The organism is [Micrococcus luteus] ATCC 49442 (genome assembly GCF_010367585.1).
In the GTDB taxonomy this organism is placed as follows: Bacteria; Actinomycetota; Actinomycetes; order Actinomycetales; family Micrococcaceae; genus Arthrobacter; species Arthrobacter luteus_A.
The window spans coordinates 1107620-1130432 of record NZ_JAAAXP010000001.1 but is presented as its reverse complement, the minus strand read 5'-3'; the positions used below and the strand labels follow the sequence as shown (position 1 = coordinate 1130432).

Annotated in this window: 19 protein-coding genes and 2 pseudogenes; 9 read left to right on the top strand and 12 right to left on the bottom strand. The window is 61.7% G+C overall.

Going from position 1 to position 22813, the window contains the following annotated elements; genetic code table 11:
• Window positions 1–10: 10 nt before the first annotated feature.
• A complete protein-coding gene (locus GUV69_RS05255) occupies window positions 11–667 on the top strand; it encodes a response regulator (protein ID WP_348272247.1) in 657 nt (218 codons plus the stop codon).
• A 29-nt stretch (window positions 668–696) separates the two neighbouring features.
• On the opposite strand, the gene GUV69_RS05250 is transcribed toward GUV69_RS05255, so the two are convergent.
• Window positions 697–1134, bottom strand: a complete 438-nt coding sequence (locus tag GUV69_RS05250) for a bacterial transcriptional activator domain-containing protein (RefSeq protein ID WP_164200372.1) — start codon at window positions 1132–1134, stop codon at window positions 697–699.
• Between the two features lie 1014 nt (window positions 1135–2148).
• Here GUV69_RS05250 and GUV69_RS05245 point away from each other — a divergent pair.
• The 4 genes and pseudogenes from GUV69_RS05245 to GUV69_RS05230 all read left to right on the top strand — a co-directional run bounded on the left by GUV69_RS05245 (window position 2149) and on the right by GUV69_RS05230 (window position 5009).
• Window positions 2149–3274 (top strand): annotated as a pseudogene (locus GUV69_RS05245) (IS3 family transposase).
• Between the two features lie 275 nt (window positions 3275–3549).
• Complete coding sequence (locus tag GUV69_RS05240) at window positions 3550–3696, top strand: hypothetical protein (RefSeq protein ID WP_164200370.1); 147 nt, start codon at window positions 3550–3552, stop codon at window positions 3694–3696.
• A 537-nt stretch (window positions 3697–4233) separates the two neighbouring features.
• Window positions 4234–4587: a hypothetical protein gene (locus GUV69_RS05235; protein WP_164200368.1), complete on the top strand. Its 354-nt coding sequence runs from the start codon at window positions 4234–4236 to the stop codon at window positions 4585–4587.
• The gene (locus GUV69_RS05230) at window positions 4584–5009 is read left to right on the top strand and encodes a hypothetical protein (RefSeq protein ID WP_164200366.1); all 426 of its coding nucleotides are present in this window, start codon (window positions 4584–4586) and stop codon (window positions 5007–5009) included. The genes GUV69_RS05235 and GUV69_RS05230 overlap by 4 nt, the downstream gene beginning before the upstream one ends.
• A gap of 16 nt (window positions 5010–5025) precedes the next feature.
• Here the strand turns inward: GUV69_RS05230 and GUV69_RS05225 are convergent, their stop codons facing one another.
• The gene (locus GUV69_RS05225) at window positions 5026–5835 is read right to left on the bottom strand and encodes a type II toxin-antitoxin system Phd/YefM family antitoxin (RefSeq protein WP_164200364.1); all 810 of its coding nucleotides are present in this window, start codon (window positions 5833–5835) and stop codon (window positions 5026–5028) included.
• A gap of 1203 nt (window positions 5836–7038) precedes the next feature.
• Here GUV69_RS05225 and GUV69_RS05220 point away from each other — a divergent pair.
• A protein-coding gene (locus GUV69_RS05220; RefSeq protein WP_431197099.1) for an IS3 family transposase occupies window positions 7039–8477 on the top strand; the annotation gives its coding sequence in 2 pieces (ribosomal slippage) (window positions 7039–7420 and window positions 7420–8477; 1440 coding nt in all).
• 432 nt (window positions 8478–8909) lie between these two features.
• Here GUV69_RS05220 and GUV69_RS05215 read toward each other — a convergent pair.
• Window positions 8910–10145 (bottom strand): IS110 family RNA-guided transposase, encoded by a 1236-nt coding sequence (locus GUV69_RS05215; RefSeq protein WP_164200360.1) that lies wholly within the window; start codon window positions 10143–10145, stop codon window positions 8910–8912.
• Window positions 10146–10317: 172 nt separating this feature from the next.
• On the opposite strand from GUV69_RS05215, the gene GUV69_RS05210 reads away from it, so the two are divergent.
• On the top strand, window positions 10318–12486 hold the full coding sequence (locus tag GUV69_RS05210; protein ID WP_244292626.1) for an RHS repeat-associated core domain-containing protein: 2169 nt from the start codon (window positions 10318–10320) through the stop codon (window positions 12484–12486).
• Window positions 12487–12738: 252 nt separating this feature from the next.
• Here GUV69_RS05210 and GUV69_RS05205 read toward each other — a convergent pair whose 3' ends face one another.
• The 4 genes from GUV69_RS05205 to GUV69_RS05190 all read right to left on the bottom strand — a co-directional run bounded on the left by GUV69_RS05205 (window position 12739) and on the right by GUV69_RS05190 (window position 16321).
• Window positions 12739–13350 carry a recombinase family protein gene (locus tag GUV69_RS05205; protein WP_164200356.1) on the bottom strand — a complete coding sequence of 204 codons (612 nt, stop codon included), beginning with the start codon at window positions 13348–13350 and terminating at the stop codon, window positions 12739–12741.
• A gap of 134 nt (window positions 13351–13484) precedes the next feature.
• Window positions 13485–14600 carry a TniQ family protein gene (locus GUV69_RS05200; protein ID WP_164200354.1) on the bottom strand — a complete coding sequence of 372 codons (1116 nt, stop codon included), beginning with the start codon at window positions 14598–14600 and terminating at the stop codon, window positions 13485–13487.
• The gene (locus GUV69_RS05195) at window positions 14492–15553 is read right to left on the bottom strand and encodes a TniB family NTP-binding protein (protein WP_431197098.1); all 1062 of its coding nucleotides are present in this window, start codon (window positions 15551–15553) and stop codon (window positions 14492–14494) included. Before GUV69_RS05195 ends, GUV69_RS05200 begins: the two co-directional genes overlap by 109 nt.
• A 6-nt stretch (window positions 15554–15559) precedes the next feature.
• Complete coding sequence (locus GUV69_RS05190) at window positions 15560–16321, bottom strand: Mu transposase C-terminal domain-containing protein (RefSeq protein WP_244292839.1); 762 nt, start codon at window positions 16319–16321, stop codon at window positions 15560–15562.
• Window positions 16322–16325: 4 nt separating this feature from the next.
• Between GUV69_RS05190 and GUV69_RS23140 the strand changes: the two are divergent.
• A pseudogene (locus GUV69_RS23140) lies at window positions 16326–16443 on the top strand (IS21-like element helper ATPase IstB); the annotation flags it as partial.
• Between the two features lie 89 nt (window positions 16444–16532).
• On the opposite strand, the gene GUV69_RS05185 reads toward GUV69_RS23140, so the two are convergent.
• Window positions 16533–17219, bottom strand: coding sequence for a DJ-1/PfpI family protein (locus tag GUV69_RS05185; RefSeq protein WP_164200350.1), 687 nt, complete (start codon window positions 17217–17219; stop codon window positions 16533–16535).
• 179 nt (window positions 17220–17398) lie between these two features.
• Between GUV69_RS05185 and GUV69_RS05180 the strand changes: the two genes are divergently transcribed.
• Complete coding sequence (locus tag GUV69_RS05180) at window positions 17399–18061, top strand: DUF6766 family protein (RefSeq protein WP_164200348.1); 663 nt, start codon at window positions 17399–17401, stop codon at window positions 18059–18061.
• A gap of 275 nt (window positions 18062–18336) precedes the next feature.
• Here the strand turns inward: GUV69_RS05180 and GUV69_RS05175 are convergent, their stop codons facing one another.
• From GUV69_RS05175 to istA, 4 genes are all read right to left on the bottom strand, one after another.
• Window positions 18337–18555 (bottom strand): hypothetical protein, encoded by a 219-nt coding sequence (locus GUV69_RS05175; RefSeq protein ID WP_164200346.1) that lies wholly within the window; start codon window positions 18553–18555, stop codon window positions 18337–18339.
• Between the two features lie 584 nt (window positions 18556–19139).
• On the bottom strand, window positions 19140–19883 hold the full coding sequence (locus GUV69_RS05170; RefSeq protein WP_164200344.1) for a GAF and ANTAR domain-containing protein: 744 nt from the start codon (window positions 19881–19883) through the stop codon (window positions 19140–19142).
• A gap of 220 nt (window positions 19884–20103) precedes the next feature.
• Window positions 20104–20892, bottom strand: coding sequence for an IS21-like element helper ATPase IstB (gene istB / locus GUV69_RS05165; protein ID WP_164198841.1), 789 nt, complete (start codon window positions 20890–20892; stop codon window positions 20104–20106).
• Window positions 20889–22430, bottom strand: coding sequence for an IS21 family transposase (gene istA / locus GUV69_RS05160; protein ID WP_164200342.1), 1542 nt, complete (start codon window positions 22428–22430; stop codon window positions 20889–20891). Before istA ends, istB begins: the two co-directional genes overlap by 4 nt.
• Between the last annotated feature and the right edge of the window lie 383 nt (window positions 22431–22813).

The following is a 22813-nucleotide window of genomic DNA, read 5'->3' as shown; positions in this document are numbered from 1 at the left end:
CCTGCGGGTGGTGATCGCTGATGATTCGGCCCTGCTGCGGCGGGGACTGGCCGTGCTGCTGGCCTCCGAAGGCCTCGACGTCGTCGGGGAAGCCTCGGAAGCACAGGGCTTGCTCGACTTGGTAGCAAACCACCGACCTGACGTGGCGGTGGTCGACATTCGCATGCCGCCGTCGTTCACCCTCGAGGGCATCCGGGCGGCGGAACAGATCCGCCGAGACCATCCGGAAACCGGTGTGTTGCTACTTTCCCAGTACATCGAAACGGACAACGCTATGGCCCTTTTGAGCAACGGGGCCCGCAGCCTTGGATACCTGTTGAAGGAACGCGTGTCGGACGTGGACGACTTCCTGGACGCACTGCAGCGGGTTGCCACCGGAGGAACCGCCATCGACCCGGACCTGGTCACTCGCATGGTCTCCCGGCCGCGGACCGCTGACCGCTACAGCCAGGATTTATCCAGTCGGGAGAAGGATGTACTGGCGTTGATGTCCGAGGGCCGCACCAACACCGGAATAGCCTCGGCACTGTCCATGGGCGAGCGTACCGTCGAGGCGCATGTCCGCAGCATTTTCCTCAAGTTCGGACTTCACCCTGAGCCGGAGGACCACCGGCGGGTGCTGGCAGTTCTGACTTACCTGCGCGCCGGACATGATCCCCGGCCCTGAGCGGGGACCGGCGCCGGGGGACTTCGCTGTCAGGATGCACTGAGCGCCGAAACGCGCGCCTGCAGATCCGAGCGCATCAACTGGCCTAACTGAAAACTGGGCTCCTGGCCGAACGTGTCCTGGCAGAGGCTACGGAAACGGCGATAGGAACGTTGGGCCCCGTTGATGTTACCGGCAGCGAGTTCTGCCCGGACCAGCAGAATTGTCGAGCTTTCGCGCAGAGGTTCGAGGTTAGTTGCGGCCATCGCCGCTGTTTCGGCCGTCTCGGCATCGCCCGCGGCGAGCGCCCGCTCCGCTGCTCTGTCCAGTGCGATAACCCGCAGGTGCCGGAAACGCTCCTGTTCGTCGATGACCCAGTCCTCATACCATCCGGGCAGCAGTTCTCCGGTCCGCAAGTCCTCGAGCGGAACGGGATCCCCGTGGGCGTATGTCAGGCAGTGCTGCAGGATGTGGAAGTCAACGGCCACTGTTGGGCCCAGGGTCAGTGGGTCCTCTACGTCCCGAAGAAGGCCCGGGAGTTCGTGTGCGACATGCCACAGTGCCACCCGCATGCTGGTTGCCGCCTGGCTGTCATTGCTGTCTGGCCAGAGCAGTCCCGCAATGGCCGTTCGCGGTCGTGGCCCAAGAAGGGCCAACGCGGTGATCAGGCGGCGTTGTCGGCTCCCAACGCGCACCGGTTGGCCGAGGCGCCGTAACTGCCAACAGCCCAAAAGATTCAAAGTCCACGTAGTTTCAGTCATTGCCAGACCCTTAGTGCCCTTGTGGTGAAAGTGTCCTTCCAGTCTGCTTCTGGGGCAAAGAACCCGCTTCCGTGCTGTCACTTAATGCCAGCAGCGCGGCCCTCCGCCCAACGCCAACGTCTTCGCCGTAGCATCCCAGTCAGCGAACGGGGACGGCGGAGGAGCCGTAGGTTCCTCCGCCGTTCCTACAGGGTGACTACTGCGTCTAATTCACATGCGCACACGGAAGGCCGAGGTTGTTCGGGGAACCGTCGCTGAAGTTCATTTGGGTGCTTATATCGCTTTGACCGCGGTCCGATTTGCCGTACCGCTGCTCCTGATGTTTTGCGGGGGGTGTGGGGCGAGAATCTTGATCGCCGTTGGAGTCTTGGCAGCAAATTTACTATGTGACGCCCGGCCCGCAGTCCTGGTAAGGGGGTTAGCGGGCCCGTCCAGGCACGTGGAATGGACCTGCAACTTAATTGACGGGCTCGGGCAACACGTGCCGCCGCATGATCAATTTCACCGGGCGGTCCAGCTCAAAAGTCCTTCGTCCGTGGAATAACTGTTATGCGGATTCGGGCCTTTTCACCGAGCAGCCGGTGCGCAATGGGGGGAATGGGGACTTCACCGACCCAGAGCTCCTCGACATCTGGCTTTACGTCCACCAGAGCCTTTTCGCCTTCTTCTATTGGGGGACTGCCCCCGGTTTGGTTGACTCCTGACTTGTGAGGATTCTGTCCTTGCAGGAAGGATGTTCCTGTGCCCAGGCCCTACCCTGCCGAGTTCCGCCGCGATGTCGTTGCGGTGTCTCGGAAGTATGAGGTCGCGCTGGCGCAGATCGCCAAGGACTTCGGTATCTCTGAAGTTACTTTGCATAACTGGCTGAAGAAAGCCGACATCGAGGACGGCGTCAGTCCTCGGCGTCACCGAGAAGGAAACCGCAGAGTTGCGGGAGGCAAAGAAGCGGATCCGTCTTCTTAGCAGGAGAACGAGATCCTGCGCCGGGCCGCGGCGTTCTTCGCCAGGGAGCTTCCCGCTGGTACTTGACCTTGCCGCCGACGGTATCCCCGTGAGCGGTGACCTGCCGGGTGCTTGGCTTCTCCAAGCAGGCGTTCTACAAACGGAAGGCCAACCCTGTCTCCGACAGGGACAGGGCTGATGCGCACCTGATCAACTCAGCCCTGGACATCCACCGTGACGACCCGGCCTTCGGGAACCGGTTCATCGCCGATGAACTGCCAGCCCAGGCATCAGGGCCGGGGAGAACCGGGTGCAGCGGCTGTGCAGCAGCCAGCGGATCTGGTCCGTTTTCGCCAGAAGCGGGGCCTGAACCGTAAAGCAGGCCCACCAGTCCACGACGACCTCGTCGGCCGGGACTTCACCGCCGCCGCGCCGAACCAGCTATGGCTCACAGACATTACCGAGCACCGCACCGACGAGGGCAAGCTGTACCTGTGCGCGATCAAGGACGTCGATTCGAACAGAATCGTTGGCTATTCCATTGATTCCTGAATGGAGCGGCGCTGGCGTCTCTGCGCTGCGTAACGCTGCGGCCCTGAGGTCACCGGAAGGGACTGTGGTGAATTCGGACCGCGGATCCCAGTTCGGCTCCACTGCATTCGTAAGGACGCTCAGTAGCCACGGATTGACCGGATCTTTTGGCCGCGTCGGGGCGTGCGGCGACAACGCCGCCACGGAGTCATTCTTTGCCCTGCTGCAGAAGATCGTGTTGGACCGACAACGGCGGACCACACGACAGGAACTGCGCTTGGCCATCGTGACCTGAATCGAGAAAACCTACCACCGCCGGCGCCGCCAACGCAGCCTCGGTCGTCTCACGCCCATAGAGTTTGTAACAATCGAAAACGGCCTTCAAGGCGCCTGAAAACTATCAGCCCCGAGAGTCAGCGAATCCTGGGGCAGTCCCCATCATCACCATAAACAGCGACGACCTGGCCAAAGCCGAACGCTACGATGACTCTCTATCAAGTGCAGTCATCGAGCCGCGCCTCACCGATGCTTTTGACGATGGTGGGTTGTTCGGGTTTCACTTTGAGTAGTTGATGCAGAGTCGCAGCGGACGCGGTCTCCATCGTTCGTCGCTGCGTGTCGGTAGGGGAGAGCGTAGAGCCACCCTCGCCGACGATCTGCAAGACAGGGATGAGCATCGAAGCGGGCGGCTCTCGGGCCGAGGACAAGGCTATGACGACGTTCACGGACGGCGTCGGCCAGCGCTGGCCGCATATGGAGTTTGGGGCTTTGCGAGTGGTCGACGCGAACGATCCGGACGCGTTTGGGATGCTCTGATATGCAGGCCGTGTTGTCAAGGGGCAGAGGTAAGCGGCTCCTGGCTCTTGGTTCCGGAGGCATTCCCTCCTGCACCGCTTCGTGTGTCCCAACTGCGGCGGAGGCCGGCCGCTGCTGCGGCTAGCTGAGATTTCGAGCCGGTGTGGCCGAGGTTGAAGACCGGCCACACTCTAGCAACTCCTTAGTATCCTCACAGCTTCTGGCTTGCGCGGCCCTGCCCTGCCGCAAGTAATTAAGCATGATTTCACGCGTAGTGCATGTGCAGTGGGTGCCAGCCACGCTTCATGCGACGAATGGCGTGCGTCAATGTCTTGGGGAGACACATCGGAGTCATCCCGCCGTAGAGTGGGTTGGGCGTCGCTGGCCCTCTCTTATGTTGAAGATTCAGCCATCCAAGGACGTCCCGCGAGCCGAGAAGTGGGCATGGATGGATACGTTGTAAAATGAGCGGATTGTCCAGGCGCCTGATGCCGAAACATAAAGAGAACCACTAATTGAGTCAGTGGTTAATAGCCATTGAACTCGAGGTGCATGCCGATGACGCGCTTTATACAGATTTTTGTGCTCGACGAGGAATCGGACGGATCTCCTTCGATGCTGGTAACGAGGGATCTGCCCGAAACAGCAACTCTCAACAAGTATTACAGGTTGTTGAATCTGCTAACTGATTCTGAGATACTCAGCGGTACCCGCCTGGAACTCGCGAGAGAAAATAAAGGGTCGTGGATTACTTTTGCTTTGGACGACCGCTACGTGATGGGCCTACTAGACAAGGGTAAACCGGACTTTTGGCCGCAGGGCTTAGGCCTTGGCCACCTCTACGTGGCGCGAATCATGACGGCATCCGAGGCAGATAGACTTATCACCGAAGGTAGACACCCACTGCTTTGAAAACATCAGGCGTTGTCGTAAGGGTTGTCCAGAACGCCGTTTTACCCCTGGTGGTACTGGTTGTGAGCTTCATCTGTGCTCCTGAGATGCAGTCTACTGAAGAGATCAGCTTCTTTTCGCTGATGGCCCAAATACTGGCCACATTGCTCATTGCATTTGCCATACTTCCGCGATTCAAAGAGGCGCCCGCAATCAATTGGACCACTCTCGTTTGGGTCGGCCTGGGCGAAGGTTTCGCGATCTATGGCGCTGTTCCGGTCTGGTCAGGCCTTCTTTGGCAATTGGCATTTGCGATGGTGCTTTCTTCAGCTGCCGTTGCTATTTTTGCCATCGTGGCATCTATAGGCCCCGCGAATGAAAAAAGTCAACGAGCGGAAAATCTGAAAGAGCTGACTGCGAACGCGAAGCGCCTTGATCCCTAATAGGAGATGGACCGTCTCAACGTCGTTTTAGCAGACCGCGGCCGTGTCGCCCCTCGGAGAGGGGGAGAACTTCGACTGGAGATAGGCCTGTGAATTTCGCGAATAAGACCCCTCCTCTGAGTTCCGACTCAAAAGTTTCCTCGATATCATCTGGTGCAGTTTTTTTAGCATTAAGCAGGACTTCGGAGTTCAGGTTGTAAACGATCTTGCCGGCGGATTCAAGAGCAACCAGTTTGCTGGCGAATATCGGCTTGTCCGCTTTCTTGCGACGAGCAGATTTCCTCCCAGCGCTCACCGCAAGATCTTTTTGCGACTCTACCCGTTTCAATTCGTTCAGATAACTGACTTCAACCAATGTGGAGTTCAACTTCCGGATGCGCTCTGCCCACTGGCCGTCCGGCGGTGAATCAGCCCCCGCTCGGACAACGAATTTGATTGCTTTCTCCGTGATGTACTCCGTGGTTTTGGCGATGCTTTCGGATACGTCGCTACCGGCTCCAACGCTCGCGTCCTGGCTCACTTCGATGTCCCTTAGATTGGCGACCTCCGGCGTGCCACGGGTTTGCAACTCGGACTGTTCCTTCAAGGCATCAGAGAGCGGCTTGGCCCGCCCGCTAGCAATGACACGCTCTGCCTCACGCTGCATCTCGGCGACTTCAGGGTTGGACGCGAGCAGCAAAGCCTCCGCTTGGTCTTGATCTAAGGGCATAAGAGCAGCAAACGGCCGACCATTTCGGGTGACAACTATGGGGGTCCGGTCCGTCTCGAGTGCGTCAAAAACCCGCTTGGACTCGCGTACGAGATCTCGCATGGTGATAGTAGCCATATTGTCACTCCTTCGTTGTCAGACATCTGTCTGACATTCCCTGACAGGTAAGCTTAGCAAAATGACGACTACTTCGGAAGGCCGGAGGAGGTCTGGCTAAGACGGTGCCTGACCAGATCCGAAAACCTACACAACGGTCGGTCACCCGGAGACCCCACCTGTTTCCGGAAACCACAGGCAATATCTGGAATTTCCGCTCGGGCCTCGAAGGGACCTCAAAAGGCCACTGAATCTTGCCGCGAGCAGGCCGCAACTCTAGTGGGACCGTCGGGACGCTCTCCCCGCCTCATACGGTCCCAAACGATTCGCATCAACCGACAACTTAGACGTAAGCGAAACACCACTACCACCTGACTCCGAATGCCTTCCGCGGGGCCAGTGTAGTCGCCGACTTGGCTGGTCCCTAGACGTTTAGGGCGTGCTTTTAGCAGCTATCGGGGCGGCCTTTGTCGTCTTTGGTCGAAATGGCGCGCTCAAGAAAATGCGAGTTCAATCATGAAGGGACGGCGGTCGCCAGGTAACCGTCCCCGGGCGCAGCCGGTGGCCGGAAGGCTTGAAGGGGTGAATAAGGGTGTTGACAATGTCAACAGATCTGGCCTCGGACTGGGCCGTACATCGGCCGGATTGGCTCGGATTAGGTATGTTTTCGGGACTTCCCTGTGTTTGCAGGGGCGGGAATGCAGTTCGAGTCCCACCTCGGGCACAGCATATCCCCTCGTCAGAGGGGTTTTTGCGTTTAACGTGTGTACATTGACCCTCCGCGGGTCCCTCTGAATGTGGCCGCGCCCTGTGCCTGGCGCCGCGCGACCTGTGAAGTTGATGGGTGGCGGGGTCAGGGTCCTGGCCGGTGGGCCCTCCGCCTGCTGTGAATGGATACTTGCGTTTCCTCGTTCCGGTTATGTTGAGTAGGCCGGTGGTGGCGTACACCTATTCATGGGCCGGGGGAGCGGGGACTACATGACTTCGGCGATGTCGCTACAGGACGCCCCCTGAAAGGCGGTCTTTGGCTTGCCCGCGAGAGTCCTGCCGAAGTTTGTCCTGCCAAATAGGGTGTGGACAGTGTCCACACTTACGTCTGCTTTATTGGACGGCCTGAGGACTTGAGTCCGATGTCAGGTCCCTACGTGTCAGGCTGGAACGGTACCAGGGGCTCATAGCAAGTCCGTTTAATCGCGTGGGGCGAGAGCCAGGAATCCAGTAATCATGTCCAGTCCAGTTTTGAGTCCAGTACGCGAAGATAGTGCTGTGAGTAGTAGTCGTAGTAGTAACGGGCCGCGGGCCGGTGGTCCGCGGCCTCGCCGGTCGTTCACCCCGGTCCAGAAGCTCGAGTTCCTGGCCGCGTATGAGAACGCATGTGAGAGCAATGAGGGTGGTGCGTTCCTGCGGACGGAGGGCCTTTATTCCTCGCAGATGACCGAGTGGCGGAGGCTGCGTGACGCCGGTGTCCTGGCGGGGAAGAAGGCCGGGGAATCTATCGGGAAACTGACGGCGGAACAGGCTGAGAACGCGCGTTTGCGCCGCCAGTTAGAGGTGAGTGAGGGCCGGTTGAAGCAGACCGAGGCAGCCCTGGAGCTAATGGGAAAACTACAGGCGTTCTTAGAGAGCGCCTCAGAGGATATGCCGGACGGGCCCCGGTCCAAGAAACGCTGATGGCAACCTACCGCACGATGCTGGAGCTGAAGATTCCCACGCGGAAGGCAGCAACATTGACAGGCGTTTCCAGGACGACCGCGAACCGGAAACCGGCCCCGCCGCGGGACCAGATGCCGGTGGTACCGCAGAACAAGCTCAGCGCCGCCGAGCGAGCAGAGATCCTGGCTGTGCTGAACTCACCCGGATTCGTGGACCTGGCACCCATGCAGGTCTACACGAAGCTGCTGGATCAGGGGATCTACCTGGGATCCCTGTCGACTTTCTACCGGGTGCTGGAGGAAAACAAGCAGGTCGAGGAACGCCGCCGGCTGGCCAAACACCCGCCCCGGGCGGTTCCTGAACTGGTCGCTACCGCCCCAGGGCAGGTCTACACGTGGGATATCACCAAACTCGCGGGCCCGGTCAGAGGAAAGTATTTTGACTGCTACATGATGGTCGACATCCATTCCCGGTTCATCGTCGGCGCGCACGTCCACGCCACCGAATCCGGGGCGTTGGCGGTGGAGATGATGAAGGGCATCTTCGGGATCCACGGCGTCCCCCAGGTCGTGCACGCGGACCGGGGAACGTCCATGACGTCCAAGACCGTCGCGGCGCTGCTCTCGGATCTGGAGGTCACCCGGTCCCACTCCAGACCCCGTGTGAGCAATGACAACCCGTACAGCGAGGCACTGTTCAAGACCCTGAAATACGGTCCTGAATTCCCGGAACGCTTCGCCTCAGTCCACGACGCCGGAGCCTTTATCAGCGGTTTTGTGGACTGGTACAACCATCAGCACCAGCACTCCGGCATCGGCTTCCACACCCCGGCGAACGTCCACTACGGCCACGCCGCCGGCATCGCCAGCGAACGCTCGGCAACGATCGCTGCAGCCCGGACAAAACATCCCGAACGCTTCACGACCACCACCGATCCCAAAATCCTCGCACTTCCCGGACCGGCGTGGATCAACCAACCCAAGGACATCCCCGAACAGTCAGCCGCCTAACTCCCGCTGGTACCGTTCAGCTTGAAAAATTCCAGGTCGGGCCATAAAACTTTCGATCATGGTGCCTGGCAAGTGATTCATGGATAGCAACGTGACTGCGATTCGGGGTTGTTTGCTCCGATGAATGGCCTTGCTTCAGCAGCCTATATGTCGCCTTCGGATGCCCCTCCTCGCGTGTAAGAGGCGGCCAGGCCAGCTCTCGCCTGCTGCCCGGTTGTCTTCCGATAGCTGTGAATAGAGCCGGGAGGTCATTCTCGATCAGCTCGCGAAGAACGACGACGGTACCCTCAAGGCGCGCCTGAGGACCGGGACGGGAAGCAGCCATGCTTCTCATCATGTCAGCTGGGGATGCCCTTAGGACGAGGAACGGGTTGTGCAGACGACATCTGACATTCGTGAGAGACGACTTCTAGTACGAAAATAGACGTTCGGTCATGCACCTGCCGGTTTGAGGCTGACATCGTAACCGAGTGTTTGGAGTTGCCGGATGGCCCTGTTTTTGGTCTGTTCTGGTTCCCTCTTCAGGTAGAAGTCCGCGCCGGGATCCGTGTAAACCTCGCCGTTCGCGAGCATGTGCCAGGTCGCGGTGAGGATGACGTGTTCGATGGCGACGATGGCTTTGACTCGGCCGCGCCGGAGGGCGACCCGTTTGTATTTGACGCTGAGGTGGGTGTTATTGCCGCGTGACGCGGACATCGCTGCGATGCCCAGTGCGCCCTTGAGATGTTTGTTGCCGGGCATGATTCTTGTTGATTTGATCCAGCCGGCGGATTCGTTGGATCCCGGGCAGACACCGGCCCAGGACGCTAAGTGCGCGGCCGTTGGAAATACGCTCATGTCGCCGCCTGTTTCGGCGATGATCACGTCAGCGACGAGCGTCGAGACGCCAGGGATCGTGGTCAGTGCTTCCCGGGCCGCTCGAAAGGGCTCCATGACCGTGTCGATCTGTTCCGTCAGCACGGTGATAGTCCGGGCAAGCTGATCGATGCGGTCCAGATGCAGCCGGACCATAAAGGCATGGTGCGCGCCAAACATGCCGGTGAGCGCTTCGGTTAGTGCCGGGATCTTTGACCTCATGCTGGCCCGGGCAAACTGCGCGAGTACCTGCGGATCCCGTTCCCCACGGATCAATGCCTCGAGCATCGCCCGGGACGATACCCCGGTGAGTTCACTGACCATGCCCGAAAGCTTGATTCCCGTGCTCTCAAGGAACTTCTCCAGGCGCTGGAGCTCCCGGGTCCGATCTTGGACGGTGACGGCACGGGCACGCGTCAGATCCCGTAGTTCGCGGACAGGGCCGGGCGGAACGAAGGAGGCCCGCAACAGCCCGTGCGCGCCAAGCTGCGCCAGCCATGCCGCGTCGGAAACATCGGTCTTGCGCCCGGGCAGGTTCCTCGCATGTCTGGCGTTGACCAGCATGACCGGGAGGGACTCCTCGAGCAGATAGTAGAACGGCTTCCAGTAATCGCTGGTCGCCTCCATCACCACGACCGTGACGTTCTGTTCTTCCAGAAACCTCCGTAACGCCAGAATCTGGTTTGTGGTGGACCCCCAGGTGGTGACTGTCGAAGTGAACTGGCCCCGGCGCTTGCCCGGGACCCTGAGACAGACTTTTGCGTCGCGTTTGGATATATCCATCCCGACGGACCGCTCATGGACGATGTCCATTTCCGTGGCACTTTCTGAATTGAAACCGCCGGGGCGGGCGCCGGCCAGTACACCGCATCGGGTATCGGGTGTGGAAGCCGCGGCCGCCCCGTTGCTGGGGATGGCGCCGATGGTGTTGCCGCCGGCGTCGGGCCCTGACGGGATCAAGTCCGGGAACCGGTCCGCGGCGTCGATGGTGACACGGCACCTGACGGACAGGACGGCCATTTCGTGGAACCCGACGAACGGCAACATGGTCCTGGCCGGGCAGCTGCTGCACATCAAAGGCGCCGGCCGGGATCTGGGTATCGGCTGGCGGTACAACTCTCTGAACGATGCCCGTCCGACGTTGTCCGTGGGAGCATCCGAAGCGGCGGTGACGGTCGGGGCGGACAGTTCGGTGACGTACACGGCGCCCGATGGCGGGACGTACAAGTTCGTCCCGGCCGGCGCCGGGGCCGTGACGATGCCCCCGGGGCTGAACGCGACCATCACCAATTTGACCTCGACGGCGGTGACGATCCGTTTCAACGACACCGGCTACAGCAACGACTACGCGAAGGTCGGGTCGGTGTTCCGGCTCGTGTCCGAGAACGACCAGAACCCGTCGGCGCCGAACAAGATCACCTACACCTACGACACCGCCGGGCTGCTGACCTCGATCACCGACACCATCGGCGGCCGTCCGGTCACCTTCTCTTACGATGATCCGAACAACCCGGAGCAGCCCTCCCAGATCCATGATGATGCCGAGGTGCGGGATATCTGGTTCGAATACAACGGACCCGGCGGGGCGATGTCCGAGATCACCGACGCCAACGGTGAGGTCATGATCTTCGGGTACGGGGCACCGAGCAACCGGGTCACCACGATCACCGACGACACCAACATCGTCACGACGCTGGGGTATGACGGAACGTCGAAAAAGCTGATCCAGGCCAAATACGCGACCGGCACCACGGTCCAGAGCGTCTACGGCTACGCCTACCCGTCCGGGACCCTGTCGAAGGGAACGGATCCGCTGAACCGTGACACGACCTACGAGTACAACTCCAGTGGTCAGGTCACCATAATTACCGACGCGCTCGGCCACACCACGAAAGGGAGCTTCGATGGGCACGATAACCGGCTCACGTCCCTGAACGGGCTAGGCCACACCACCACGTACGCGTATAACGCGAACAACTCCCTGACCAAGATCACCAACCCCGCCGGAGGGGCCGCAGGGGCGGAAACAACGTTCGCGTACCCCTCAAACACCGGTAACCCGCTCTCGAACTACCAGCCCACCTCATCGGTCAGCAGCGAGAACCAGACCACCACCTACAGCTATGACGCGGCGACCAACAATCGGTACCAGACAACCACCCCAGGCGCCGGTGGCGGGGCCGGCGGAACACCGAAACTGAACTACCAGGGCGACGCGGCCGGCACGACCTGCGGGGCGAAGAAGGGTCAGGTCTGCAAGTCCACGGACGGCAACGGCAACCTCACCAGCTACACCTACGGGGCCCTGGGCATGCCGACCACCATCACCTACCCCGCCCCGCTCGGGGCGGTCACGAATTCCTACTACGACTCGGGGAGGCTGCTGAGCTCCACCGACGGCAAAGGCCAGGTCACTGACTACTACTATGACGGCAACGACCGGCTCGTCGAGATCCTCAACGGCACTTTGGGCATCACCCGGCAAACCACCGGAGGTGCGTCCACCTCGTTTATCCGGGACCCGGGCGGTACGCTCATCAGCATGCGAACCAGTGCAGGGGCGAGCTTCTACTACACCACCGACGCCCTCGGCTCTGTCATCCTGCTCACCGACAGCGCCCAGAACCCGGCGGCGACCTACGCCTACGACTCCTGGGGCCAAACCACCACCGCCACCGGGACCCAGGCAGCCACCAACCCCTGGACCTACGCCGGCGGATACAACGACACCACCAGCAACCGCATCAAATACGGCGCACGCTACTACAACCCCTACCGCGGACGCTTCACCCAACCCGACCCCTCCGACCAAGAAACGAACCGGTACGCGTATGCCGGGGCCAACCCGACCAACCACACAGATTCGACCGGATTAGATTTTTGGTCAGATCTTGGTGATCAACTCTTCCCCGCAGTAGTGCAGACTGCTGTCACAACAGTGGGTTCGCTATTAGGGGTTGCCTCTAAATCCATCGGTGTCGGTTTGGGGATTTCTGCAGTTGTGGGCTGTGGCGCAGGCTGGTTCGGTCTCGCAGCTGAGGACCGGATTAGCGGCGTACAAAGCGGCACCGGAGCATACGTCGGAGCATGCATCGGCGGAGCTATCGGAGGACTGACCGGTTCAGCGTTACTCTCCGGCGTCCCTCGCTTCTAAGTAAGGTTTCTTATATGCAATTCTCTGACGTTCTGTTCATCATCATGGGGGCTTCCCTTGCGGCCATCATCGCAGTCCTCATCTATGCAGTTTCCAAAAAAATAAAGATTGACGGCGAAGGAAACCGGCACTTGTTGATTACAGTCATCATATTTACCCTCACACTGATGGCCTCAGGCGCGACGTACGTGCTTATGACGACTAATTAAAGGAAAGAATGATAGCTCGCCTGGTGTAAGGACCACTGTTGCACTATCGCGACAACAACTTCTGGCCGTCGGGACGCAGTTCCCCGGTTGGTGAGACGTGTCGGTAGAGGGTCTGCCGGGTGATGCCGAGTTCGGTGCAGAGGTCGTTGACTTTGGTTTCGGCCTTGCCCATGGAGGCCATGGCGAGGCGGAGTTTCGCGGGCGTCATTTTGTAGGGGCGTCCGCCGTTGCGTCCGCGGGCGCGGGCGGAGGCGAGGCCAGCGAGGGTGCGTTCGGAGATGAGTTCGCGTTCAAATTCGGCTAAAGCGGCGAAGATGCCGAAGACGAGTTTTCCGGAGGCGGTGGTGGTGTCGATTGCTGCGCCCTGGCCGGTGAGGACTTTCAGTCCGATGCCGCGTTCGGTCAGCTCGTGGACGATGTTGACCAGGTGCCTCAGGTCCCGGCCGAGCCGGTCCAGCTTCCAGACGAGAAGGGTGTCACCGTGGCGCAGGGCTTTGAGGCACGCGGCCAACTGGGGCCTGTCATCCTTCTTGCCGGACGCCCGGTCCTCATACAGTGACTCCTCTGCAATGCCGGCGGCCAGGAGGGCGTCGCGTTGCAGGTCCGTGGTTTGGGACCCGTCGGCCTTCGAGACACGCATATATCCCACGAGCACAGCAGGTACCCTCCGTCATTTATACGTTCGTTTAAGTGATAGTGGGATTGTAAATCAGCGCGGATGCAAAATATGTCACTTAACCCGTTATTTATTCTAAGTCATGCAAAGGGTCATTGATTATCTGTTTGTGACTAAAAGCCGAGGGGTATCTGAAGCTCGGCGAAGGTTTGCCGGAGACCGCGCAGTGATTGGTCACTCCGGCATCCGTACCGTGCGAAGTCGAAGAGCTGCTTCGCGACTACCGGGTCTTCTTTCGCTGCTGCGATGCAGGCGTCCAGTGCGTGCGTTGCCTGTTTCACGAGCTCATCGAGGGTCGGTTTTTCTTGAGCGCCGGCGCTTGCCGTCAGCGTGCCACGCGGGGTTCCGTCGCTGATCCGGGGATTTGGTTCGGGCCTGAAGAGGTGGGCGGAGGTTCCCAGGGCGGTCAGTGAGCCGGCTTCGATCATTTCCATCGAGGCGGCGGCTGCTTCGAGCAGTTGCTGCTGGGCGGTCCAGTGGAGGGTCTCGAACGGTTGCCACGAATACAGGCCGGCCCGGAATGGGTGACCGCAGTGTTCCCAGACACGGCGCACGTCGTCCAGTTGCCGGCCATATCGTCCTTGGGCTGTGGTGAGTTCGTCCAGGAGGGTCCGCAGCAGCCGGAACCAGGTGCCGGCGTGAACCGGATACCGGGGCAAGTCAACGGATCCGGTGGTTATCGCCTGCCAGGTGCGCCGGTCCATGAGGGACAACGACTCCGGAAGCGGCCGCTGGTCATCGGCGGGAGTTGCCCACAGGATGTAGTCAGGAGGGTGTCCTTCGTAGGTTTCGACCCGGCGCCCGTGTACCGGGCAGCTGGCCATGAGCGGCAATTGCCAGAAGAGCAGTAGCGTCGGGCTGGATTCCAGGCAGTCAGGGCAGCCCCGCCGCATCCCGGTTTCCGACAGCCATGGCAGCCACTTCCGCGGGGTGTAGATAGTGCGCCGCTTCGGTGGCAGGAGCACCGAGAGCTGGTGCACATAGGTTTCGTAAGCGCCGGGGGCAGGGTCGAGGCAGTCGAAGAGCCATGGCACCCATCCGGCCATTGTCATGGCTTTTACGCGGTGTTGGTCAAGACCGGTGCGCTTGGCGAGCTCTTCGAGCAGGTCCGTCGGCGGGTTCAGATCCAGCTCGGGGTCGCTGAGTTCCCGGTGGCCGATGCCGTGTTCGAGCAGCTCGGAGGAGTACATGCCGTAGCTGGCGGCAATCCGCCGCAGCCAGGAGGACAACGATTCCGTTTCTGCCGACGCCGGGTGCAGGGGCCACCGTTCCGGCGGTCTCGTCTGAGTTCGCGTTCGAACTTCCGGCGCCGGACGCTGGGACCGTCATATTCGGCCAGGGTCAGCGTCCGGTGGTTGATAGCTTCTTCGCCGCTGTCCACTGCGGCCACTGCGGCTTCGGTCAGGAGCGATGTGAGCTCCCCGATAGTGCCCTCGCTGCGGGTCAGGAGGTAGCGGGCCATGTCATCGGTCGCCAGATTCGAGCGCGTACGCAGCGGGAAGGAGGAACCGAAGCTGGCCAGAAGGGACAGCAGGTCGGCATCGGCTTCCCATAAGGGCAGCGTCACGGGCTCAAACCGGTTTTCGAGCTGGTCATCGGAGCGGATCGCGAGATAGGCCTCACGGGTCCCGACCCCCACCAGCGGGATCCGCAGCTCGTTTCCCAGGAAGCGCAGCAGATTCAGGAATTCGCGCCGGACATCGGCACGGCCGGCCAGCACATTATGCAGTTCGTCAATCACCAGGATCCGCACACCGACGCGCCGCAGCACAGCGAGGGTGAGCTGTTCCAGGTCAGCTACGCGCCGGCGCGGTCCCGGGGGCGCACCGAGCGCGGCAAGAACGGCCGTGTAGAACCGCGGGACGGACGGTTCGGAGGGCATCTGGACACACAGCACTGGGATGTGTTCCTGGTCCGCGGTGGAGTGTGCCGGGTGTTGGCGGTGGAACCGTTCAATGATCATGGACTTGCCATTGTTGGTCGGTCCGATCAGCAGGAGGTTAGGCATGCGTTGTTTGCCGGGCCAGTCATAGAGTGTTTCGAGCCGGGTGAGAGTCTGCACGGCCCGGGCAGCCGATCCAGCGGTCCGCCCGAATGCGCCGGATCCGTTCCTCCGCCGGCAGGCGCGCCATGGCCTGTGCCCAGGGCTGGAGATGGGACAGGTCCGGCGGCGGGTAGTCATCGATGTTCACCACTGCTCGACCTGGTCAAAAGGACGGGGTGCGGCCTCGTCATTCGTGGGCGGCAGCATTTCATCAGGTGGAGCCGACGGGTTCATCGCGGGCCCGGAGGCCTGGAGGTGGCGCCGCCGTTGCAGGTCCCGGCGTGATCTGCGGGTTTCTTTTTGGGCCGTGGCGGTGATCTCGCGCATCTGATCCATCATGCGGAACAGTGCTTCTTCGTTGACCTGGTCATGTCCCTGTTGACGGAGCCGCGCCAGTGCCTGCCGGTGTTCCCACAACGTCACCGCCGGGTGGGAAACGGTGCGGTATGGGACTTCCACATAGGCCGTTCCTTCCGGTTCCAGCACCCAGACCCTGCTGATGTCCCGCGGATCCCGCCGGATGATGAATTTTTCCTCCCGGTCCCGCCGTGCGATCCAGGGTTTGAGCACGTTCGCGAAGTAGTGGACGTGGTCGATGACGAAGCCGGTGCGGGTGATTCGGCGCCGGATGACCGGCAGGAAATCGACGAGAAACGCGGCGGGATGCGCAACGACAGGCTGCGCACCGAGCTCTTTCACGCCCTCGTCCCAGCGCCCGGCGGGTGTCTGGTTCAGGGATCCGTGGATGCTGCCGTGGTAGCCGGCGACAGCCAAGGCCAGCCAGCGTTCCAGCTCTGTCAAGGTCAGGGCGGACATTTTGTCGGCATCGTAACCGCCCCGCTGTCCCGGGTTCGAGAAAGTCGTCCCGGGAAGTTCATGGACCCGCTGCATCACCGTTCCGACGATGCGCACGGACCCGCGCCTATGCGCCGCCATCGTGGACCGTCTGACCTTCAATGGTGCCATCATCGAAACAGGCACCGACTCCTACCCGGCTCGCCCACACCAAGGCTCAACAACCTTCTTAAAGCTGCCTTAGAAGGGAAGGCTACTTTCGGCCCCGGCGACACCCAGTGGACGTCCCGGCCCATTGTTTCAAATCGACCGATGCGGAGGGCTAAGCCGTCGCCAGGGCACTGGCAGAAGCTTGGACCGTGGCCATGCGGAGTTTCTCGGTGGCGGCTATGATGCTCTTTACCGTTTCGGGATCTGCCTTACTTGGCGAGCCGTGATCGAACGGGGGCTTCGGGTCGTATTCGATCGCCAGTTGTATCTTCCGGGCTTCATCGTCACCGAAGAGCTCCGCCGCTAGTGTGAATGCAAAATCAATCCCTGAGGTAACGCCGGCGCCCGTTATCCGGTTTCTGTCACGGACGACTCTTTCCGATGTCGGTTCCACCCCGAAGTGTTCGAGCATTCGCAGGGAGGCCCAGTGGCTTGTGGCCCGATAGCCCATAAGAAGACCCGCGGCAGCAAGGGTGAATGATCCTGTGCAAACGGAGGTGATCCACCGGGCGTTCCTCGCTTGCACGCGGAGGAACTCCAGAACGTCAGGGGCGTCGAACATGTCGAACGCCCCCGCGCCTCCGGGAACAAAGAGGACATCAGCCTGGGGACAGTCGTTAAGTGTCGTAGTCGGCACAATGCACCACCCGGCGTCGGTGGTGACAGGATTCAGGTCACGCCAAGCGAGGTGAACTTCAGCATTCGGAAACTTGGAGAAAACCTGAGCGGGCCCCGTGAAGTCCAGTTGGGTGACCCTTGGGAACAGGAGGACAACGATTCTGAGTGGACCGGAAGACATGTTTTCAGACTATATGAGCGCGTACCTCATGCGGCATCTTGGTTCGAATCGCTCCGCGCAGCATGTCCAGGTGGGCACCGTTCGGGTCGTCCTCGTGGGCCCCTGTTAGATTGACATAGTCACGGGTGCGCGGCCGGGGCCGGCTTCACCGGCTTCTGCCGTCTCGGAGGAGGTTTCAGGTGCGTGAATGGGTTCGGGACCACGGGTTGTTGCTGGCCAATGTCCTGCTGTTTCTGGTGTTTTTTGCCGGTATGGTCCTCACGGGAGCGGCCTCATACAGCAATGATCAACTCGCCCATGGCCAGGCCGCGGTGACCGTTGGTGAATATGTGGCAACGGGGGCGTTTGTGGAAGCGACGTTTGAGAATTGGGAGTCCGAGTTCCTGCAGATGGGCATGTACGTGGTGCTGACGGGCTACCTCTTCCAGAAGGGATCTTCCGAGTCCAAACCCGTGGGGAAGGCCGCTCCTCAGGACCAGGATCCCCGCACGGCGCCTCAGGGCCCCGACACCCCCTGGCCGGTCCGCCGCGGCGGCTGGGTCTTGAAGGTTTATGAGCACTCGCTATCCGGCCTCTTCTTTGTCCTCTTCGGCGCCTCGATCCTCCTGCATGCCTTCGGGGGAGCGGCGGCATACAGCGAGGAACAGCTCGCCCACGGCGAGCCCTCGGTGAGTGTGCTCGAATTCGTGGGCACGTCCCAGTTCTGGTTCGAATCCTTCCAGAACTGGCAAAGCGAATTCCTGGCGGTCGCCGTTATCGTCGGCGCCTCCGTATATTTGAGAGAAGTCCGCTCCGCGGAGTCCAAACCAGTCGCGGAGCCACACTACGAAACCGGCACCTGATGAGGGCTCTGCGCACGTGCGCGCCCGTCCGCGGCTCGGAGCATCGAGCGCAGGCTGGGCACGCGGCGTTAGGCATACGTAAACGTTCCGACGCGAGAAATCCCAGCAGCCTGCCAAAGGCGTGGTCGGGTTCTTTGGTGCGTTGGGGGAGCATTCGCGGGAAAGCTCATTCCCCGGCGGCAGAGAGGACCTTTCCGCCGGCCTTTTCCCGGGGCGGTGCCGGAGCAGCCATCCCTGCAGGGACTTAGCTTCTGTCGGTGACGGCAGGCTGCCGGTCATTGGGACGTGGCAATGATTTCTTCGGCAGCCATTTGCAGGAGCTGTCGTTCGCAGTGAGGGAGGGAAATCAGGGCCTGAAGGTGTGCTTCGATATCGAACTCGCTGGCTGCGCCGCCGAGACCAAAGTACTGGAGCCATAGCTCCCCGATCCTGATGTCCCAACGTGTCAGGACAGTGTTCAGGAATTGGATGTCGTGATGTTCGTTCATGTCCATGGCCGGCGGCTTCCTCCCCGCGCCTCGTGGCTGAACAGGGGGGACTGCTTGTTGAGCGTCAGCGGGCCTCGCAGGGCCCCGCATATGGGCATTATTTTAGCGTTCGCCGTGGCCCGTTGCCATCGACACAGCCGATTCTCCTGCTGCTGCCCTAAGGCCCCAGAGCGAGATCATGAATCTATTGTTGATCCGGAAAGAGACGAAGCTGTCCTCCGCCGTGGCCTACACCGGCTGCCGGTTAGAGGCGTTCCCACCGCCACACTCGCTGACGGTCTACGAACGGGAAACTGGACCAGAGCGTGGAACCCGCACCACGGTTGACCTGAAAACGCCGGGCATTCAAACTGCCATAATCACGCCGTCGGCTGTGCCTTCGACCACGAACGGTCTGAGGTGCACCGCGGCACTCCCTGTCGTTGACGGTTAGACCCCCCGGTCGCCGGTCCCGGCCAGGACGTCCTGGGCCCCTGTCCGGCCGTCCTGACGTGCAGGAGACGAGCCTGCAGGGATGCTGGTGGAGATGGTGCAGGGTAAGGTCGTCGTCGCGTTTGTTCAGGGGTGCGGCCCAACGGAGTTTTCGGGTTTTACGCGTCGAAGTGTGTCAGCACCGTGGCGTCCTGGGCGACGGATGCGACAACGGTTGCTGCAACATCGTGGAGTTTAATGTTGCGGGTGCTTGACGCGATCTTGAGGATCTTCATGGCCGAGTCCTGGCTGCACCGATTTTGGGCCATGATCGCCCCGACCGCGGTATCGATGGTGGTTCGTGATTCCATCGCCGCGGTCAGGTGCTTGCGGTCCTCGGTGAGCTGGGCGATGCGCACAGCCAGACGGATGGCTTTGGACGCCTGTCCCGCGTAGGTCTCAGCATTCTCGATGTCTTCGCCGCTGAAGCCGTGGGGGCCGGGGGAGTACAAATTCAGGGCCGCATTCGCCTCGCCTTCGAGCAGAAGCGGAACGGCCAGGATGGAACCGATTCCTTCTGCCCAGGCGGCAGTGCAGTAACGGCGCCAACGGGTTTCGTCCCTCACATGCGGGACGTGCATCGTGGCGAGGTCCTGCACTGCGGCAAGGCAGGGCCCTTCACCGTAGCCGTACTGCAACTCATCAAGAGCCCGGACGTGAGGTTCGTTGGTAGCGACCGTCGTGGGCTTCTTACGGCGCATCAAGGTGACACTGCACATGAGGCTGTTGCCGGGACTGAGGGTGGACGCCGAGAAGATCGCGAGTTCGCTGAGGAGCTCATCGACGTCTGAACACTCAAGAACGAGATCCTGGAGGTAGTCGGCCACGTGGTTCGTGCGCTGGGAGCTGGGCTTACGGGCCATGGGCCCTCATTCCTGATAATGCCCTAAACAATGGCCGCACGAGACAAGGGGCATTATCAAAGACTGCGACCCGATATGCGGGCTGACTTGTCAATGGCCATTACGTTCTGCCCACGGGCGGTCAGTTGATGTGCCCGCTGGTGGCCAGTAAAACTGCCCGGTGATGGCCAACAGATCTGCCCACTGATTGGTTCGGCGGGGTTGGCCATTCTTGGGTTGGTTAGGTCAGGCGGGTGACTCCTTTTCCGGCGAGGGCTTGGGTGAGGCGGACGGAATCGCCGCTGGTCTGGCAGACGTGGGCGTGGTGCAGGAGCCGGTCAACGGTGGCGGTGGCGAGGGTTTTCGGCATGAGTTCGTCGAAGCCGGCGGGGTGGAGGTTGGAGCTGATCGCGACGGACCGTTTTTCGTAGGCTGCGTCCACGACCCGGTAGAGGCCTTCGGCCGCGTCCGTGGCCACCGGCAACAGGCCGATGTCATCGATCACCACCAGCTCCGCGCGGAGGATCCGGGTGACGGCGCGGGTGACGCTGTCGTCGGTGCGGTGCGCCCGGATCAGGACGCCGAGGTCCTCGAGCCTGAACCAGGCCACGCGCATCCCGGCTTCGACGGCCTGCTGGCCGAGGGCTTCGAGGAAGAAGGTTTTCCCTGTTCCGGAGGGTCCGCAGACCACCAGGTTTTCCCGCCGGTTGATCCATTCCAGGGTCCGGAGGGCCTGTTGGGTCGGGGCGGGGATGGAGGACGCGTCCGGGTCCCAGGCGTCGAAGGTTTTGCCGGTCGGGAAGCCAGCAGCTTTGCGGCGGGAGGCGAGCATGGACCGGGCCCGGCCGGCGGCTTCCTCGGTGAAGAGGGCTTTGATGACCTCGACAGGTTCCCAGCGCTGGGCGCGGGCGGTCGCGATCAGTTCAGGGGCCAGCGCCCGGGCGTGGGGCATTTTCAGGGACCGCATCAGGGCCTCCAGGTCCGCTGGCAGCGGCGGAGCCGCGGTGTTGGTCGTGGTCACGGGACTCATCGGGCCTCCTCCGGCGTGATGTTGGCGGTGGTGTTCAGGGCGGGGTTTCCGATAGCGGCCCACGCGCTGGTTCCCTGGGTCAGGGAGGTCGCTTCGTTGGCGGCGTGCGTGGTGGTGCGGCGGATGTTGGCGTTCAGGATCGAGGCGAGGTCCGGGTGCGCGAACCGGCCGTGCAGGGCGGCATCGCCGAGTGCCCGATCGACGTGGTCAGTGCCGGCGATTTTAGCCAGGGTGACGGCTTCGGCCATTTTCACGTTCATCCGTGCCGTCCCGGCCGCGGCGGCTTCGATCAGCCAGGTCCTGGCGCCCTCGCCGATGGCCAGAAACGCTGCTTCGTCAGCGCTGCGGGCCCTGACCTCATAATCGCCAGGAACCTTTGCCCTGGTTCCGGGGAAGTGTTCATCGTTGATGGCGGGGCTGCCGGGCCGTGCCCGTCCGTGGCGGGCGACTTCGACCGGTCCCCCGGCGCCGTGGTGGACGATGATGACCTGCTCGTCCGGTCCGGTGCCGTGCGTGCGGACGAACACCCGTGCGCCGAGCAGGTGGGCCGGGACCGAGTACTGGGCGTTTTCGAAGGTGACCATCGGGGTGTTCTCCGGAACGCTGCGGGCCAGGCCGAACGCGACCGTGTGGGCGGTGTCCGGGATCCGGTGCAACCTGGGGGCTTCCTCGGCGAGCACCGCCGCGGGTTTACGCCGCGTCACCCGGTGCTCACGGTGATTGACCTCGTCCATGAAGACCTGGCAGGCGGCCTCGAGTTCGGCGAAGGAGCCATACTCGGCCCGGAGGTTGGTGTCCTTCGGCACGAGGTCGGCCTTGGCGAGTTTCACGGACGCTTCAACTCCGCCCTTAGTGGCAGGGTCCGCGGGCTGGCAGCTCAGCACGGTGATCCCGTAGTGCCGGGCGAAGTCCAGGGTCTGTTGGTTCCGGACCGGGACCCCGGCAACATGGGCCGTGGTCACGGTCTTCTCGTTGTCCGTCAGGACATAGGTCGGTGCCCCGCCGAGGATCCGGAAGGACCGGTCCAGGGCCGCGAACACGCTCGGCGCGGTCCGGTCCCGCAGCGGGATCACGATCCGGAAGCGGGAGAACGCCAGCCAGGCCACGAACAGGATGGTTTTCACCCCGCCGATCCGGGGGCCGTCGCCGAAGTCGTACTGCAGCCACATTCCCGGTTCGGTGATCCAGGGCCGGTGAACGCGGGTATGGCCCAGCCGCCACGCGGCTTTAACCTGTGCGATCGCGCGGCGGGTCGAGCGTTCCGAACCCGTGTAGCCCAGGGCGAGGAGCTTTTCGTGGGCCTTATCGGCACGGATCCGGCCCTTGGAGGCTTCGATCCATTCCTCGATCTTGGGCAGGAACCCGTCGGTGACCCGGCCGCGGGCCGCGGGTTCCCCGATCGGCCGGCCCGCGTCGCGGGCCTGGACGTGTTTGGCAACGGTGTGGTGCGAGCAGCCGGTGAGCTCCGCGGTAGCGCGCAACGACCCGGTCAGATCGTAGGCAGCAAGTATTTCCATGATTTCTCCGTCAGACTTCATACAGGGCCTCTTCCTGGTTCGCTTGGTGCGCTTAGACACCGTCATCAAACCCCAGGGAGAGGCCCCCACCGCTTAAGACGCGGTCGGTTCAGTAAGGAAGTGGGCAGATCTCATGGCCACCGGCAGGCAGTTCTACTGGCCGCCAGCGGGCAATTTCGTGGCCGCCTATGGGCAGTTTTTCATGGCCGCTAACACTGACTTTCAATTTACACCTCCGGACAGTGCCCTGGGTCGGTTTGCTGTCGTGACCGGGCACCCAAGCAGGGATCACGGTTGAATGGAGGGAGACCGGGCGTTTGCAGAACCTCTGTCCGGTAGTCGCCGTCGAGGTCGGCGCGTACATAAGGCGAAGCTGAGGCAGGCATCAGCAACCAGCGCCGCGG